Origin of the sequence: Belnapia rosea, assembly GCF_900101615.1 — a bacterium.
Lineage (GTDB): Bacteria > Pseudomonadota > Alphaproteobacteria > Acetobacterales > Acetobacteraceae > Belnapia > Belnapia rosea.
In genome coordinates this window covers 35,900-52,143 of sequence record NZ_FMZX01000004.1, presented here as the reverse complement: position 1 = coordinate 52,143, position 16,244 = coordinate 35,900, and the positions used below count along the sequence as shown (strand labels likewise).

General features: G+C 70.6%; 17 protein-coding genes. 16 read left to right on the top strand and 1 reads right to left on the bottom strand.

Translation table 11 applies throughout. From position 1 onward, the window contains the following. Positions 1–20: 20 nt before the first annotated feature. The 8 genes from BLR02_RS10645 (at position 21) to BLR02_RS10610 (ending at position 5,866) form a co-directional block, all read left to right on the top strand. Positions 21–2,039: a prohead protease/major capsid protein fusion protein gene (locus BLR02_RS10645; RefSeq protein WP_245704733.1), complete on the top strand. Its 2,019-nt coding sequence runs from the start codon at positions 21–23 to the stop codon at positions 2,037–2,039. 82 nt (positions 2,040–2,121) lie between these two features. Further along, complete coding sequence (locus BLR02_RS10640; RefSeq protein ID WP_090662972.1) at positions 2,122–2,469, top strand: DUF2190 family protein; 348 nt, start codon at positions 2,122–2,124, stop codon at positions 2,467–2,469. Next, positions 2,466–3,104, top strand: coding sequence for a hypothetical protein (locus BLR02_RS10635; RefSeq protein ID WP_090662970.1), 639 nt, complete (start codon positions 2,466–2,468; stop codon positions 3,102–3,104). The genes BLR02_RS10640 and BLR02_RS10635 overlap by 4 nt, the downstream gene beginning before the upstream one ends. Continuing rightward, positions 3,101–3,409 (top strand): head-tail joining protein, encoded by a 309-nt coding sequence (locus tag BLR02_RS10630; RefSeq protein ID WP_090662967.1) that lies wholly within the window; start codon positions 3,101–3,103, stop codon positions 3,407–3,409. The genes BLR02_RS10635 and BLR02_RS10630 overlap by 4 nt, the downstream gene beginning before the upstream one ends. A gap of 10 nt (positions 3,410–3,419) precedes the next feature. Beyond that, positions 3,420–3,719, top strand: coding sequence for a hypothetical protein (locus BLR02_RS10625; protein ID WP_090662965.1), 300 nt, complete (start codon positions 3,420–3,422; stop codon positions 3,717–3,719). 3 nt (positions 3,720–3,722) lie between these two features. Further along, positions 3,723–4,448, top strand: a complete 726-nt coding sequence (locus tag BLR02_RS10620) for a DUF6441 family protein (RefSeq protein WP_090662963.1) — start codon at positions 3,723–3,725, stop codon at positions 4,446–4,448. Continuing rightward, entirely contained in the window at positions 4,445–4,891 is a 447-nt protein-coding gene (locus BLR02_RS10615; protein ID WP_090662960.1) for a hypothetical protein, read from the top strand. Before BLR02_RS10620 ends, BLR02_RS10615 begins: the two co-directional genes overlap by 4 nt. Positions 4,892–4,912: 21 nt before the next feature. Next, positions 4,913–5,866 carry a phage tail tube protein gene (locus tag BLR02_RS10610; protein ID WP_090662958.1) on the top strand — a complete coding sequence of 318 codons (954 nt, stop codon included), beginning with the start codon at positions 4,913–4,915 and terminating at the stop codon, positions 5,864–5,866. A gap of 165 nt (positions 5,867–6,031) precedes the next feature. Here the strand turns inward: BLR02_RS10610 and BLR02_RS10605 are convergent, their stop codons facing one another. After that, positions 6,032–7,522, bottom strand: a complete 1,491-nt coding sequence (locus BLR02_RS10605) for a hypothetical protein (RefSeq protein ID WP_218127911.1) — start codon at positions 7,520–7,522, stop codon at positions 6,032–6,034. Between the two features lie 169 nt (positions 7,523–7,691). Between BLR02_RS10605 and BLR02_RS10600 the strand changes: the two genes are divergently transcribed. The 8 genes from BLR02_RS10600 to BLR02_RS10570 all read left to right on the top strand — a co-directional run bounded on the left by BLR02_RS10600 (position 7,692) and on the right by BLR02_RS10570 (position 16,015). After that, the gene (locus tag BLR02_RS10600; RefSeq protein ID WP_090662955.1) at positions 7,692–8,069 is read left to right on the top strand and encodes a hypothetical protein; all 378 of its coding nucleotides are present in this window, start codon (positions 7,692–7,694) and stop codon (positions 8,067–8,069) included. Between the two features lie 164 nt (positions 8,070–8,233). Further along, on the top strand, positions 8,234–8,407 hold the full coding sequence (locus BLR02_RS29425) for a hypothetical protein (protein WP_176849496.1): 174 nt from the start codon (positions 8,234–8,236) through the stop codon (positions 8,405–8,407). Further along, on the top strand, positions 8,400–10,568 hold the full coding sequence (locus BLR02_RS10595) for a tape measure protein (RefSeq protein ID WP_090662953.1): 2,169 nt from the start codon (positions 8,400–8,402) through the stop codon (positions 10,566–10,568). The genes BLR02_RS29425 and BLR02_RS10595 overlap by 8 nt, the downstream gene beginning before the upstream one ends. Next, positions 10,565–11,251: a hypothetical protein gene (locus BLR02_RS10590; RefSeq protein ID WP_090662951.1), complete on the top strand. Its 687-nt coding sequence runs from the start codon at positions 10,565–10,567 to the stop codon at positions 11,249–11,251. The genes BLR02_RS10595 and BLR02_RS10590 overlap by 4 nt, the downstream gene beginning before the upstream one ends. Next, the gene (locus tag BLR02_RS10585) at positions 11,251–11,826 is read left to right on the top strand and encodes a hypothetical protein (protein WP_090662949.1); all 576 of its coding nucleotides are present in this window, start codon (positions 11,251–11,253) and stop codon (positions 11,824–11,826) included. Before BLR02_RS10590 ends, BLR02_RS10585 begins: the two co-directional genes overlap by 1 nt. Then, positions 11,823–12,176 (top strand): DUF6950 family protein, encoded by a 354-nt coding sequence (locus BLR02_RS10580; RefSeq protein WP_090662947.1) that lies wholly within the window; start codon positions 11,823–11,825, stop codon positions 12,174–12,176. Before BLR02_RS10585 ends, BLR02_RS10580 begins: the two co-directional genes overlap by 4 nt. A gap of 1 nt (position 12,177) precedes the next feature. Continuing rightward, a complete protein-coding gene (locus BLR02_RS10575; RefSeq protein ID WP_090662945.1) occupies positions 12,178–14,172 on the top strand; it encodes a phage tail protein in 1,995 nt (664 codons plus the stop codon). Positions 14,173–14,182: 10 nt separating this feature from the next. Beyond that, positions 14,183–16,015, top strand: coding sequence for a hypothetical protein (locus BLR02_RS10570; protein WP_090662943.1), 1,833 nt, complete (start codon positions 14,183–14,185; stop codon positions 16,013–16,015). Positions 16,016–16,244 lie beyond the last annotated feature (229 nt).

Here is a 16,244-nt window from a genome sequence, read left to right as displayed (position 1 = left end):
CCACCGCTGGGCAATCGATCGTGGCCTGCCGCGCCCTGGCGGCGCCCGTTACGGTCAATCGCGCGGCCCGCACCGTCGGGGTGGTTTGGAGCACTGGCGCCCGCGCCCGCAACTTCGTCCCGCCGCTCGGTCCCATCATCGAGGAGCTCGATATGCGGCCCGAGGCGGTGCGCATGGATGCGCTGCGCTCGGGTCGGGCGCCCGTGCTGGACACACACCGCCGTGCCGGCACACGCGATGTGCTGGGCCGCGTCACCGCGGCCCGCCTCGAGGCCGGCCGCGGCTACGCCACGCTTCAGTTCAGCGGCGCCGATGACGTGGAGCCGGTCTGGCAGCGGGTCGCCGACGGGACGCTGCAGTCTGTCAGCGTCGGCTACCGGGTGCATCGCTACGAGCCCCGGCCCGATGCCGCCACCGGCCAGACCATCCACCGCGCGGTGGATTGGGAGCCCTACGAGATCTCGATCGTGCCCGTCCCCGTCGACGGCCTGGCCGTGATCCGAGGCGAGGGGGACCAGGGCACCTCCGACACCGCCATCGAACCCGCCCTGACCGAAGAACCCACCATGCCCGAGACGACGCCGGCTTCGCCGGATCCCGCGCCGGCGCCGCCGGCGCCGCCCGTCGCACACACGCCCCAGGAGATCCCCGTGACCACCGCACCCGCCACCCCGCCCGAGCCGATCGGTGCCGCACTGCCGACTCCAGACCTCGACGCCATCCGTGCCGAGGCGGACCGCGCCGCGGTCGAGCGCATCGCCGCCTACGAGCCGGTGCTCGCCGGCGCCCGTGGCCTGGTGACCCCCGACATGCTCGACACCATGCGCGAGGCCGCCATCCGCGACCGCATCTCGCCCGAGGTGCTGCGCGGCCGCCTGTGGGACGTCTTCGCACAGAACGCGCCGCGGCCCTCCCTCCCGGCGCGTCCCGAGACCGGCCCGGGCAACGACGATCCGGCCAGCCTGCTCGACGCCATGGCTGAGGCGCTCGCCGCCCGCTCCATGCCCGGCTACCAGGTGCCCAGCACTGGCCCTGGCGCCGGCCGCCACGTCGAGTTCATGGGCTGGCGCCCCTCCGACATGATGGGCGAACTGCTTCGCGCGCGGGGGGAGCGCAACATCCCGCGCAACCCCACCATCCTGGCCGAGCGCGCATTCCACACCACCAGCGACTTCCCCGCGCTGCTCTCGGCCGCGGCCAACAAGATGCTGCTGGCGGCCTACGCGCCGGCACAGCCGACCTATCGCACGCTGTTCCTTCGCCGCGATTTCCGGGACTTCAAGCCGCACCGCCACCTGCGCGTGGGTGACTTCCCCAACCTCGTGGCGCTGTCCGAGAACGGCGAGATCCAGGCCGGCACCATGTCGGAAAGCCAGGAGCTCGTGTTCCTGCAGACCTTCGCGCGGCGCATCCGCGTGACGCGGCAGATGCTGGTCAACGACGATCTCGGCGCCTTCACAGATTTCGCCAGCATGATCGGCCGGCGCGTGGCCGACTTCGAGAACGCCACGGCCTATGCGCTCGTGAACAGCGCCAACGGCGACGGCCCGACGCTGGTCACCGGCGCCGCGCCGGTCTTTGCCACCGGCGCCGCTCGGCTCAACAAGGCGGGCGCCGGCACCCTGCTCGACCTGCCGAACCTGGCGCTCGGACGTGCCGCCGTGATGCGCCAGCGGACGCTCGATGGGCTGCCCATCGCGGTGGGGTCGCAGATGCGCCTGCTGGTCGGGCCGAACCAGGAACTCGCCGCCCGGCAGCTCACGGTCTCGGTCCAGGCGACACAGACCAGCAACGCCAACGTCTATGCCGGCTTCGTGCAGCCGCTGGTCGAGCCGCTGATCCCCGCCAACCGCTGGTACCTGTTCTCCGATCCCTTCGCCGCACCCGTCTACGTCTACGGCTATCTCAACGGCGCGGAGGGGCCGCAGGTCACCACCGGCAATGTCCAAGGCGTCGACGGTGTCGAGGTCTCGGTGATCTTCGACTTCGGTGTCGGGGCCATCGACTGGCGCGGCGCCTGGTTCAATCCGGGGACCTGATCCCGGCTGCTCTCTCCCATCGTGAACCTATGCAGAGGGCGTCCTTCGGGACGCCTTCTGCGTTTCTGGAGCTCCCATTTCCATGCGCAACTACGTCCAGCCGGGCAACAGCCTGGCCATCGCCGTTCCCTATGCGGGCGGCATCCTCTCCGGCCAGGGCGTCCTGGTCGGCGCGCTCTTCGGCGTCGCCGCGGTCGATGGCGCGCAGAACGCCATCATCGAGGCCGCCACCCAGGGCGTGTTCGACATCACCAAGGAGCCGGCGCTCGCCATCACCGCGGGTGCGCGCGTCTTCTGGGACAACACCAACCGGCGCATCACGACCACCGCCACCGGCAATTTCCAGGTCGGCATCGCCAGCCTGGCGGCGCTTGCGGCGGACACCACCGTCCGGGTGTGGCTCAACCGCGTGCCGGCGCTCGGCACGTGAGCATCGATCCGAAGGCCACGCGGGGCTACCGCAACCGCAACCCGGGCAACATCGAGCACGTCCCGGCCAACAAATGGCAGGGACTGGTCGATCCGCCCTCGGACGGGCGCTTCTGCCGCTTCACCAGCCATGAGTTCGGCATCCGCGCGCTGGCGGCCCTGCTGGTCACCTACCAGGACCGGCATAACCTGCGCACGCCGCGCGCGATCATCGAGCGCTGGGCGCCCAAGGTGGAGAACGACACCGCGGCCTATATCGCGGTGGTGGCGCAGCGGATCGGCGTCGGACCGGATGATACGATCGGCCTGCATCGGCACGAGCACCTCCGCCCGCTGGTCGAGGCCATTATCCACCACGAATGCGCCGGGCTGTCCTATCCGGCACCGGTGATTGATCGGGCCCTGACCCTGGCCGGCGTGCCGCCGGCGCCACCGGTGACGCTGCGGGAGGTCGCTGCCGCCACCGGCACCGGCCGCGGCGCGGTGCTGGTGGACGCGGCGGGCATCGCCACCGCCGTGGCGCAGGCCGCCCCCGCCATCCAGGCGCTGGGCACGCTGGCACCGGCGGTGGCCATCGCGGTCATCGCCGCCGCGGTGGTCGGCGTGCTCGCCTGGCGGCTGCGGCGGCCGGCGTGAGCGCCTTTGCCGCGGCTATGGACGCGCTGGCCGCGGATCCGAACATCGGCACAGATGCGACCTATCGCGCGGGCGGGAGCGGGGCGCCGGTCCTGCTCCGCGTGGTCCACTCGGCGCCGGACCGGCTGGGCGATGCCTTCGGCACCAGCGTGATCCAGGCCAGCGATGTCCTGACCGTCGCCATTGCCGTGCTGCCCAGCCTCGAGGCGGACGACACCTTCACCCTCGGCGCCGACATCCTGACCGTCCAGCACGCCGAGCGCGACGCCGCGGGCATCGCCTGGCGCGTCTTCTGCCGCCGATAGGAGCACCGCCATGATCGACCCGGAGCGCATTGGCAGCATCGTCGGCGAGGCGCTGCTCGCCGGCGCCCTGGGTGCGCTCGGGGCGATGGCGCGCTTCTCCTCCACCGACCGACCGCTGCTGACCCGCGCCTATCTGCTGCACGCGCTAGCCGGCGGCAGCCTGGGCACGGGTGCCTGGCTCATCGCGCATGCCTTCGAGCTCGATGGCTGGTGGCTGTTCGCGGTGGCCTGGCTGGCCGGCACGCTCGGCTATGCCGCCCTGCACGACCTGCTGCTGCGGATCCTCAGCCGCAAGTTCGGCGGGCGCTGATCCATGCGCCTCGGCGCCAGCATCGTGGGCGACCTCCGCAAGGTGCTGGCGGACGAGGTCCGCGCCGGCGAGCGCGCGGCGATGACTGCGATCCGCGCCGAAACAGATCAGGTGAAGGCCGAGCTGCGCAGGCAAGTTACCACCGCTTTCTCGGGCAACGCGCGCGGTATCGCCAATGCCTGGCGGTCGATGATCTTCCCGCGGTCCGGGCAGTCGCTGCGGCCGGCCGGCCTGGTCTTCACGAAGGTGCCCAGCGTCATCGACGCCTTCGAGCGCGGCGCACTGATCCGCGCCAAGGGTGGGCGAAAGTTCCTTGCCATTCCGACCGGCTTCAATGCGGCCCGGGGGCGCAGGGGCCGCGGCGAGAAGGGCATGCGGGTGACGCCCGCCCAGATGCTCGCGTCCGGCCAGGCCTTCCTCCGGCCCTTCAAGTCGGGCCGCGGCTTCGTGTGGTGCCTGCCGCTGCGGCAGGGCGAGCAGACCGGGCGCCGGCGTCGCACGCGGCTGGTGGCCGGCGGCGTGACCGAGGTCGGCACCGCGAACCGCAAGAGGCGCGAGGCTTGGGCGCGCGGGCTGCTAGCGCAGGGGATGGTGCCGATGTTCCTGCTGCTGCCCCAGGTGAAGCTGGCCAAGCGGCTGGACGTGCGCGGCGCGGCGGAGCGTGGGCTGCGTAGGCTCCCGGCACGGTTCGTGGCGGCCTGGGAACGCGAGAGCGGGAGGGCAGCGTGAGCGCGCGCGAAACCGCCATCGCCGCGCTGCTCAGTCGGCTGATTGCGTCGCTGGCAGCCCGCAACCCGGCGCCGATCGTTCTGCGCGATGAAACCATCCTGCAGCGCATTCCCGCCGGTGGACTGGTCGTGGTCCGCGATGGCGAGACGGTGGAGGAGACACCCGTCCTCTCCCCGTTGGCCTGGCAGATCGAGCACCGCGCCGAGGTGGAAATCACCGCCGCCGGCGCCACGCCCGCCGCGCGCAACACCCTGCTCGATGCGCTGCTGGTGGATATCGCTGCCGCCATCACCGCCAACCGCACCCTCGGCGGGGCTGTGGAATGGGCGCAGCCCGGTAGCGCATCCTTCGAGGACGTCGAGTTCGAGGGCGCCGCCGCAGCCCGCGCTGCCGCCGTCCCCGTCACCCTCTGGTTCACCGTCGCCGGCTCGCCGCTGGCCTGATCCCCTTCCAGGAGAAAGCCTATGCCCCGTGCCATCGGCGCGAATTGCCGCCTGCTCATGCTGCCCGAGACCACCTACGGCACCGCCCCCGGCAGCAACTGGCGGCGCATGCCTTTCCTGTCCTGCGATCTCGGCGCGGAGCAGCCGCTGCTGGATGCCGACGTCATCGGCGTGGGCAGCAACCGGGATCCGGCCGCACCCTTCCTCGACACGGTCACGGTCGCTGGCCAGGCTGTGGTGCCGGTGGACCTGATCAACATCGGGCACTGGCTGCGGCTGCTGCTGAGGGCACCTACCACCACCGGCACCACCAACTTCATCCACACCTTCGGCTCGGGCGCTGCCTCGCTACCGAGCAACGCCATGGAGATCGGCTATCCCGATGTCCCGTCGTTCGACGTGTGCACCGGCGTGCGCGCTGACACGCTGGAGATGGACTTCACGCCGACCGGCGCTGCGACCGCGACCTTCGGGCTTATGGGTCAGGGCTCGGTGCGCACGGGGGCGACTTCAGGCGGCACGCCGACCAGCGCGGCCTACACCGCCTTCAACAAGGCCCAGGGCTCCATCACGCGCAGCAGTGTCGCGCTGGCGCAGGTCACCGGCGCGCGCATCACCTACGCCAACGGCATGGAAGCCGTACGCACCATCCGCGCCGATCGCCGCGTCGAAGGGGTGGATCCCGGAATCGCCCGCTGCACCGGCCAGATCACCGTGCGCTTCGAGAACACGACGCTGCTGACCCAGGCGCAGGGCGGCACCGCGGCGGAATTCGCCCTGGCCTTCACCATTGATGCCAACCGCAGCCTGACCATCACGCTGCACGAGGTCTATCTGGCGCTCGCGAAGACGCCGATCGAGGGGCCGGCCGGCGTGGAGGCCAGCTTCGATTTCCGCGCAGCCTTCAACGCAACGGCGACGCGGATGATGACTGCGGTCCTGCGGAACCAGCAGGCGGGGACGGAGTACGCCTGAGTCACGCTTCGGGAAAATGAAGGACTGCTTCCTTGGGGGATCGGCTGAAGCCACCTCGACCCCAATTTCGATCTTGCGTCCGCTACCGTCGCAGCGGCAAACCCAAAAGCCCTCTCGAGGCCGAGACGCGCACTCAGCGGCCCGGCCCGAAGGTCGGCACGACTTTCAGGGTCGCTGCTTCAGCCTAGCTTCGAGTGCCCGATAAGCATGCTTTTCACTAAGCGTGAGAATCTCGGGTCGCTGCTCGATCACTGCGGCGAGTTCAAACGTGACCTCATCGAACAGCGCCACGAGTAGCGCGTCGCCGATGGCCCGGGTGCCAGAGAGATCCTCAAATAGGCCCGCCATCTCACCATGTGCGAGCTTGTTGCGGCCGTCCCGATACACTTTGGTGACAGCGTCGGCGATGCTAATCGACCCTTGCGTCGCGGCTTGCGCCTTTGGATTGAGCGCGGCTTCCGCGAAAGTCGTCATTGCTACGGCGTCACCGCCGGCACCAGACAATCCGTCGGCCGCGCAGCCATATTTGACGACGGCCATAAAATCCGAGGCTTCTCGCCGCGCCTCACCGACCCAGTAAAGCGCGTTCGCCCAACGCTCGACCAGGTGCGGGCCACGGCCGGTCTGTCGACCTGCCACATAGGCATGCAGGACCTTGCCGACGGCGTCCAAGAAGGGTCGCTCGGCTTGCATCTTCGCAGCGAGCGCGCCCGGTGCGGAGCCCAGCCCCGGCATTTGCACGCTCGTCCCCTTCAAGAAGGAGCCGTCAGCCGAGGTCGCTAAACGGTCTTCGGCAAAGAGGTGTTGCCGTCCGGCCTTTGTGAACCGCCGGGCATCTTCGGCCTGAAAGCGCAGTCCGATCGCATCGAGCACAAGGCCGATAATGATCGATGCCTTGTAATGGGACTGGCTGAGCTCGTGGCCTTGCATCCTGATCGTGGCAACCCATTCGAAATTTCGAAGCGCGCTCAGGACTTGCCAAGCCGTGTGAAGTTCTCGGTCACTATTTCGCTCATGGGCCTGATCACGGAGTTGGTCATATCGGATCTGGCCGCTCTCAACCTGTCGGATGTGCCCAAGCTGATCTGCGTTTTTGACGTAGCGGGCAATCCAGTTTGCCCGAGGCAGGAGCTCGACCGGTCCGACCGAGAACAGCGGTACGCCTTGGCTGGTGTGGAACAGGTGGCACGGGATGTGGCGATCGACATCGGGCCGGGCGGCATCGGCTAGCCGGTCGAGGTTGCGCACAAAATCCGCAGCCATGGCAGCGAAGAACAAATCGCCGACTGTCGTATTGCCGTCGTCGCCGACGTCGGACGGAAGGTGAGACCGGCAGTTTTGGATGGTTTCGCCGATGGCTTGGAAGGATAGCCTGTTGAACTCCGGCCTGGCGACAGTCTGCCTGTAGTTCTCCTGCTTGCGCCAGATCTGCTCGGTTAGCCGGTGCGCGGCATCCACGCCGGCTTGCGTGACGCGGTACTCGCGTCCGAGACCGACAGGAATGGCGAGCGGCACCAGAGGAAATTGGCTTAACGCCCGCCACTCATCTGATGTCATGGCGGTCGCCCTCAAGACATCATCCAGGATGGTTTCGAGAAGTCGCTCGACCGGCTCCTCGGGGGCCTTCTGACCACTCAATTTATTCGATCTCGCCAACTTCGCTCTCCCCGCTGGATACAGTTCCATCACTTAATTTGGCGACGCTGTCAGCTTCTCGAATTTGCTGACTCACAAGCGATGGCTCGCTCTCGGCCAAATCCAGTCGCCCGATCTATCTCGCTGGGCGGAAACTGATCCCCCCGGATTTCCGGCAAATGGAGAACCCATGCTCACCCTCGACCTCCCGGTCGAGCCGTATTGGCTCGACCTTCCCCGCGGTGTCCGCGTGGAAATCCGCCCAGTCAACACCGCCGTCATGGCCGCCGCCCAGGCCGGCTCCGCGCGCCGCCTCGGCGCGCTGCGGGCCGCGTCCGAGGACCTCGACCCCGACATGGCGCGCGGCTTTGCCTTCGCCTTCCTGGTCAAGGCGCTCGCCCGCCACGCCGTCACCGCCTGGGAGGGCGTTGGCGATGCCACCGGCAAGCCGCTGCCGCTCTCCCCCGAGGCGGTCGAGCGGCTGATGGACATGGACGAGATGGCCGCCGCGTTCTGGGATCGCGCCACCGGCCCGGTCGCCACCGTGGCCCTGGAGGGAAACGGCTAAGGGCTCGGGCCGAATGGCACTTCGGCCAGGGCCCTGACTATTGCCGCGGCTGCGCGGCGCTCGATCGCGATTGCGGCCTCGCCTGCCCGTACGCCGCGCACGCGCCCGCCAGCGTCGAGGGCGCCGCCTGCTGGGCCGCTGGCACCACCTGCGCCACGGCGACCATGGCTGGCCTCGACATCGACATGCCGGCCGCACTCGTCACCGCCCGCGAGATGGGTGCCTCCGGCTGGGCTGCGGCGGAACTGCTGCTCGCCCTGCGCATGGGCCTCGCCGCCGGCAGCGCCGCGCGGCGCCCTGACCACATCAGCGAACCGGGAGGCGTGACGCATGGCTGACGCCACCCGCCGCGTCTCGGTCCGGCTGTCGCTAGACGATGCCGCCCGGGTCAAGCAGGAGCTGCGCGAGGTCGGCGAGACTGGTCAGCGGTCCCTGGAGCGCATCCAGAGCGGCGCCGACCGTGCCTCCCGCGCGCTGGACCTGCTCGACGTCGCCGTCCGCGGCGTGCAGATCGCCGGCATCGCCGCAGGCCTGCGCGCCGTGGTGGTCGCTGGTGACGCGCTCACCCAATCCATGGGCCGGCTGAACACCGCGCTGGGCTCCGTCGAGCGTGCTGGCGAGATCTATGACCGGCTGTACCGCGACAGCCTGCAGACCGGCGTCGCCGTCCGCGAGAGCGTCGATGCCTTCGCCCGCTTCTCGATCGCCGCCCGCGAGATCGGCGCCACCTCCGACCAGGTCGCCACCTTGGTGGGCGGCCTGCAGCGCATCGCCATCGCCTCGGGCGCCTCGCAGCAGGAGATCGCCTCCAGCACGCAGCAGCTCGCCCAGGCGCTGGCCTCTGGCACGCTGCAGGGCGACGAGCTGCGTTCGATCCTCGAAGGCCTGCCGACCCTGGCGCAGGCGCTGGCGCGCGAGCTCGGCGTCTCGATCGGCGAACTCCGTAAGCTCGGCTCCGAGGGCAAGCTCACCGCCGACACGGTGTTCCCGGCGCTGCTGCGCGCCGTCGAGCGGCTGAATGGCGAGTTCGAGCGCGCCCCGCTCTCGGTCGGTCGCGCTTTCGGGCAGCTCACCGCCGCTGCCGACCAGTTCCTCGCGCGGCTCGACCAGGCGATCGGCCTGTCCAACGCCCTGGCCCGCGCGCTCTCCGGCGCCGCCCGGGTGCTGGACGGGGTGCGCCGCGGCTCCGGCCTCCTGCTCCCCAGCGAGCAGGAGGCCGATCGCCGTGCCCAGGCCGAGGCGCTGCGCGCGCAGATTGCCCGCCTTGAGGCAGAGAGCCAGGGCGACAGCCTGCGCTCCCAGCCCCGGCGCGGCTCGATCCGCGGTGGCCTGGCCGGTGCCGCGCAGCAGCAGGCCGGTGTGGACCGTGCTGCCCGGCTGGAGGAGCTGCGCCGCCAGTACGCCGAGCTTCAGGAGGAAATCACCCGCGGCGAGGCGGCCGCCGGCGAGCGCCAGCGCACCGAGCAGGAGACCGCCGCTACCCAGGCCGCGGAGGCCCGTCGTCGCCGCGCTGCCGCCGACGCTGAGGAACTGCGCAAGGCACTCGACGACCGCTTCCGGATCAACAGCGAGTACGAGGACCGCACCCGCCGCTTGCGCGAGGCCGAGGCCGCCGGTGGCATCACCGCGGCCGACCGCACCCGCCTCGAAACCCTCGCGCTGCAGGAGCGAGACGAGGCGCTGCGGCGCCTCGAGCCGCGCGTCGCCGCCGTCCGCCGCGCCAGCAATGAGGGCGCCCGGGAGGCGCGCGAGGCCGAGCGCGAGGTCAACGACATCCTGCGCGAGCGCGAGCGGCTGATCGAGGGCAACGAGAACGCCTATGAGCGCTACCAGCGCCGGCTGGAGCGGCTGTCCGACCTGGTGCAGCGCTCCGAGCGCATTGGCCGGCCGATCCCCGACGCGACGATCCAGCGCGAGGCCGAGCGCGCCATGGAGGATCTGGAGCGTGCCGAGGAGCGGGTGCAGCGCGGCGCCGAGCGCACCAGCGAGACCGTCCGCGATCTCGGCCTGACCTTCAGCAGCGCCTTCGAGGACGCGATCATAAAGGGCGAGAAGCTGTCCAAGGTGATGCAGGGCCTGCTGCAGGACATCGCCCGCGTCATCGCCCGCCGCACCATCACCGAGCCGCTCGGCAATGCCGTCTCGGCCGGGCTGACCGGGCTTGGCGCCGGATCCTGGCTGGACAGCATCGGCTCCTGGATTGGCGGGTTGTTCCGCGCCGAGGGCGGGCCGGTCGCGGCCGGCCAGCCCTATATCGTCGGCGACCGCGGACCGGAATGGTTCGTGCCGAACCTCGCCGGCACTGTGCTGCCCAACGGCACGGCGCCGGGTGGCGGGACCACCATCCAGACCACCGTGAACATCGACGCCCGCGGTGCGGACGCCGGTGTCGAAGTGCGCCTACGGATGCTGTCGGGCCAGATCGCTCGGCAGTCCTCGGCAATGACGCTCGATGCCATCCGCCGCGGCGGTGCGGCCTACAAAACGGTGCGCGGATGACCGAATACGCCTGGCCCACGGTCCTGCGCCCCTCGCGCCTCAGCTTCTATCTCCAGCACAACACGCTGCGCTTTGCCTCGCCGATCACCCGCGTCACCCAGGTGATGCGCCGCGAGGGCGCGCGCTGGATGGCCGAGGCCACCTTCGATCCGCTCGACCGTGTCCGCGCCGGCGTGCTGGAGGGGCTGCTGGCGGCGCTGGCCGGCTCGGTCAATACGGTGCGCATCTGGGACTGGCGGCGCGAATACCGCACCGGCGATCCGCGCAGCCAGGGCGATGTGCCGACCGGGCCGTACAGCTTCTCCGACGCCACCATCTTCACGGACGGCACCGGCCTGGTCGTCGGATCGGGCAATCCGTCGCTCGCCGCCGGCGCGGCCCGCGGGGCGCTGAGCCTGCAGACGCAAGGCTGGTGGCCGAACACCTCCGCCGTCGGCGCCGGTGACTACTTCGGGCTGAACGGCCGGCTCTACATGGCGACCGCGGCAATCACCGCCTCGGGCACCGGCACCGCCACCATTCCGATCGGCCCGCCGCTGCGTGCCGCGGCCGCGGTGTCGGAGCCGCTGGTGCTGACCCAGCCGACGGTGGCCATGCGGCTGATCTCCGACGACGAGGCGATCAATCCGACCCGTCCCGGCCGCTTCACCGCAATTACCATCCGCCTTGAGGAATCGCTCTGATGTCCGGCATCACCGCCACGCCGCGGCTGTCGCTGCAGGCCGCCGCGGCAGCCACCGCCCCCGTCGCCACGCCGATTATCCTTGTCGACCTCGACTTCGCCTCCGGGCCCTTCCGCGCCTGGACGGGGCTCGGTCAGCTGGACTGGGCCGGCATGACCTTCGAGGGCGTGGGCTCGCTCGGCGCCGTCGGCGAGATCGAGGAGACCACCGAGATCCGCGCCGTGCGGCTGACGCTCACGCTCTCGCCGGTGCCGCAGGAGGTGGTCGACATCGCGCTGGCCGAGCGCAGCTTCCGGCTGCGCACCGCCCGGCTCTGGGGCGGTCTGCTCGACGCCGAGGGCGCCTTCGTGGCCGACCCATTCCCGCTCTGGGCCGGGCTGATGGACACCATGGAGGTGGTGGACGGTGCGGAGCCGCGGGTGTCGCTCAGCTGCGAGAGCCGGCTGGTCGACCTCGAGCGCGCCGAGGTGCGGCGCTACACCGATGCCGACCAGCAGGCCGAATACCCGGGCGACCGGTTCTTCGAATACGTTCCGGCGCTGCAGGAGGCGCAGATCACCCTGCCGGCGTCGTGACCCGTCGCCCGGACTGGCCTGGCCGGCTGGCAGCCCTGCTGTCGGGGGTCGAGACGCGGCCGTTCGACGCCCGGCGCTGGAATTGTGCCCGCTTCGCGCTGGCCGCGGTTGAGGCGGTGACCGGCACACGGCCGACCGTCCGTGTGAGGCCGTCCCTCGAAGCCTCCGCCGACAGCGCGGGCTTCCCGCGGATCCCGCCGACCTTTGCCCGCGCCGGCGACGTCGTGCTGGCCGGCGATCCCGCACGGCTCGGCGTCGGGGTGGATGGCGGCCGCGCCGTCTTCGTCGGGCCGCGGGGACTGCTGCGCCAACCGCTCACCACCTGCACCACCGCCTGGAGGATTGGCTGACATGCCCGCTGCCGTCCCCCTCGTTGCGGTGCTGGCCGGCGGCCTCGCCTCGGCCGTGGTCGGCGGCGGCATCATCGGCGCGGTGGTCGCCGCCGGCACCGCCTTCGTCGTCTCCTCCATCGGTCAGAGCATCTTCCCGACCAAGCGGGCCTCCTCGACCGCCGCCGCCGCGGTCGCCGCCGACACCCTCACCAGCACCGCGGCCACCCGCACGCAGTCCTTCCGCCAGGCGATCACCGAGCACCAGATCGTCCTCGGTCGTGTCAAGGTCGGCGGGCCCATCGTCTTCATCCACTCGGCGACCGACGATGCCGGCCGGGAGGATGGCTACTTCTACGCCGTCGTGGTGGTCGCCGCGCATCGGGTGCGCGCCATTGGCGAGGTCACGCTGGGCGACAAGGTCGAGACGGATGCCAGCTTCGCCGGCCTGGTCCGGGTGGACCGGCACCTCGGCGATCCTGGCCAGGCGGCGAACGCCAACCTCATCGCCGAGACCGGCGGCAAGTGGACCAGCGCCCATCGCGGCCAGGGCCGCGCCTATATCGCCGTCCGCCTCAAGATCACCGCCGAGGCCTTCCCCTCCGGCCCGCCGAACATGGCGGCCATCGTCGAGGGAGCGGACACCATCCTGGACCCGCGCACCGGCATCACCGGCTGGTCGGACAACCCGGCGCTGTGCCTGGCCTGGTACATCACCGCCAGCTTCGGGTGGCGCGCGACCTGGGACGACATCGACATCCCCTGCCTGATCGCCGCCGCCAATATCTGTGACGAGATCATGGGGACCCGGGCCGGCACCGCCGAGCGCCGCTACACCTGCAACGGCACGCTCTCGCTGGCCGAGGGCAAGATCGCGATTACGGAAAAGTTGGTCGCGGCCATGGCCGGGGCGCTGGTGGTCTCTGGCGGGCGGTTCTTCATCCATGCCGGGGGGCCGGCGCTGCCGGTGGCGACGCTCACCTCGGACGACCTGCGCGGCGATGTGACCATCCAGGGCAGCCGGGCGCGGCGGGATCTCTTCAACGGGGTGCGCGCCGTCTATGTCGAGCCCTCGGCCAACTGGCAGCCCACCGACGCCCCGCCGCTGCTGGCCAGCAACTACGTCACCGAGGATGGCGGCGAGGCGATCTACACCGACCTCGAATTCCCGCTCACCACCTCCGCCTCCACCGTCCAGCGGCTGATGAAGGTGGCGCTGGAGCGGAACCGCCGGCAGCGCACCGTGGCCTTTCCGGCCAAGCTCTCCGCCCTGCGGCTGCGGCCCTGGGAAGGCGCGACGGTGGCACTCGACCGGCTGGTGCCCTTCCCGGCGCGGATCACCGGCTGGAGCCTGGCGCAGGACGGCGGCGTCGATCTGGTGCTAGCCGAGGAGGATGCAGCGGTCTGGGACTGGAACCCGGCGGTGGACGAGCGCACCACCGGTGACAGTCCCTCCGTCGTGCTGCCCAACCCTGGGCGCATTGGTGCACCCGCCAGCATCGCGGTCACCACGCCAGCCACCAGCAGCTTCGCCGTCCTGGCGGTGTCCTGGTCCCCGGTCGGCTCGGCCTATCTCGCGGGCTACGAGGTGGAGTTCCTGCCCGCCTCGGTTGCTGTGTGGCAGGGCTACGGGGCGGGGTTGGGCGCCACCGCGGCGAGTATCCCCACCGCCGAGCCGACCGCCTTCCGGGCGCGCGCCGTGGCCCGCAGTGGCGCGGTGTCGGGCTGGCGCACCGCCCCCATTCCGGCCGCCGTCTCTGCGCCGACCGCGACCGGCATCACCGGCGGCGTCCGGCTGTCCGGCGGCTTTCCCGCCGATGCGGTGCGGCTACAGGTGTTCGAGGCCAGCAGCACCAGCCTGGCCGCCGCCATCAAGCTCGCCACCGAGCCGACCTCGCTGTTCTGGGACCGCACCGGCCTCACGACCGGCCAGACCCGCTGGTACTGGCTCCGCAGCGTCTCGGCCGAGGGCAACGTCTCGGCTTTCGCCGGCCCGGTCACCGCCACCGCCCTGTAGGAGGCCCGCCATGCCGGCCCGCATCGACGACCTGCTGGTCCTCAACGCCAATCTCAACAAGACCGACTTCGCGAAGTACCTCCGCGACCGCGAGGCCGTGCTGCCGACCGATTTCGGTGGGCTGGGCGATGGCGTGGCCAACGACCGAACGGCGATCCAGTCCTGCTTCGATCGGGCGGCGGCGGACCAGAAATTCGCGGTGATCCCGCCAGGCACTTGGAATGTGGGCAGCGGGGTCACGCTGGGCGGCGGCGCCCGCGGCCTGATCATGCGTGGCATCATTCGCTACACCGGCGCGGCCAACGCCCCGGCCACTGTGCTGACGCTAGGCGACGGCGGTACCACCCGCAACGGCGAGAAGCTCTATGCCGGGCTACAGGTGGTGCGGCAGACCCAGTCCGACTGGGCCTCCGAGGCCGATATCGGCATCCTGGTCCGCAACATCGACGCCTCGGTGGTCGACCTCCGCCTGGTCTCCGGCTTCACCATTGGCATGCGCACGCTCGGCGACGGGCGCGGCGTGGAGGACAGCACCTTCCATCTGCTGCGCATCCTGAACAATCGCTACGGCCTCGACATCCGCGCCGAGACGGCGACAGCCTGGAACACCTCCGTCCGCTACTACGGCGGGCACTTCGCCTGCGCGACGGGGATCAACCCGACGGTCGACCGCTACGGCATCCGCTTCTCGCGCGGCGCGGGTGGCTATAACAACCACAACCGCCACGTCTTCGACGGGCCGAATTTCGAGCTGCGCCAGCTCGACCCGAATGTCGCCATCCCCTTCCTGAACGAAACGGACGGCACTGCCATCATAGGGCGGGCGCTGCGCATGGAAGCCTGCTCGCCGATCGTGGCACGGCACACCGGCAGCGCCACCGACTGCGAATATGAGGTGGCCTGGGCCAATACCTACGCCGTGCGGATCGACTACACCTCGACCGCGGACCGCGCCGGCAATGCAGTGATCAATCGGCATCGCGCGCCAGCGTCGCGGCTGCTGCGGCTGCTGGAGGCGGTGCCGAACCTCCGCGCGGCAGCCTTCCGCCAGAGCGGTGCTGAGATCGGCGTCGAGAAGCTGGCGACGCTGGCGACCTCGACCACGGCGGCGACCACGCTGGCGGGGCTGTGCTTCAACGCGCTGGACGGGATCGCGGCGACCGCGCGTGGGCTGCTGCTGGACGCCAATCGCGGCTTGGCCTTCGTGGTCGACACCTCCTCAGCGAAGGAATTCGCCCTGGCGCATTGGCTGGTCGGCGGCGTCGATGGTGGGCGGCTCTTTGTGCGGGCGTTCGACGGAGCAGCCAACGTGCGGGAGAACATCGCCGGCGACGTGCTGGCCTCCGGCACTACCATGCAGTGGAACGCGCCGGCGAAGGGCTGGAACGCCGGCGCGGTGATGGCCGACGCCTCGCTGAATCGGCGGCAGACGATCCGGGTCGGTGCGGGCGTCGCCTTCGCCCAGATCGGCATCATCGGCTTCGACGGGCAGATCGAGCTCGAGGCGCTGCGGCTCTACGGCCTGCCAGAGGATGCGCCGGCGATCCTCTACGGCTGCCCGTCGTTGCCGGCCGGGACGCGGACGCTCGCGCTGGAGACCAACTGGGATCTGCCGAGCCTCGCGCCCGGCGCGACGGCCAACGTCGACGTGACTGTGCCGGGCGCACGGCGGGGCGACTTCGCCGACGCCTCGCTCGACACCAGCAGCATCGCCTTCGTGCTCGACTGCCATGTGTGGTCGAACAACAGCGTGCGCGTGACGGCGCGGAACGTCAGCGCGTCGACGGTGGATCTCGCCGCGGCGCCATTGGCCGTGCAGGTCACGAAGCGGCGGCTGCCGTGAGCTTGAGAGCGCGTCGTGGCGGATAGGGGTGCGGCAACGCCGCCGCACCCCCTCGCGGCCACGCTGTGAGCCATGGCCGGCCATATGGCGGCCGGCCTGGTGGGCTCCGGGCGGGTTCGCCGCCATCCCCACCACCGCCATCGATCCGCCCCACAGTGCGGCGTCTCCGGCGGTCCCCGTCGCTTTCGGGTTCGAGGACCCCATCAGCAGCAGACCCTTCACTCGCGGT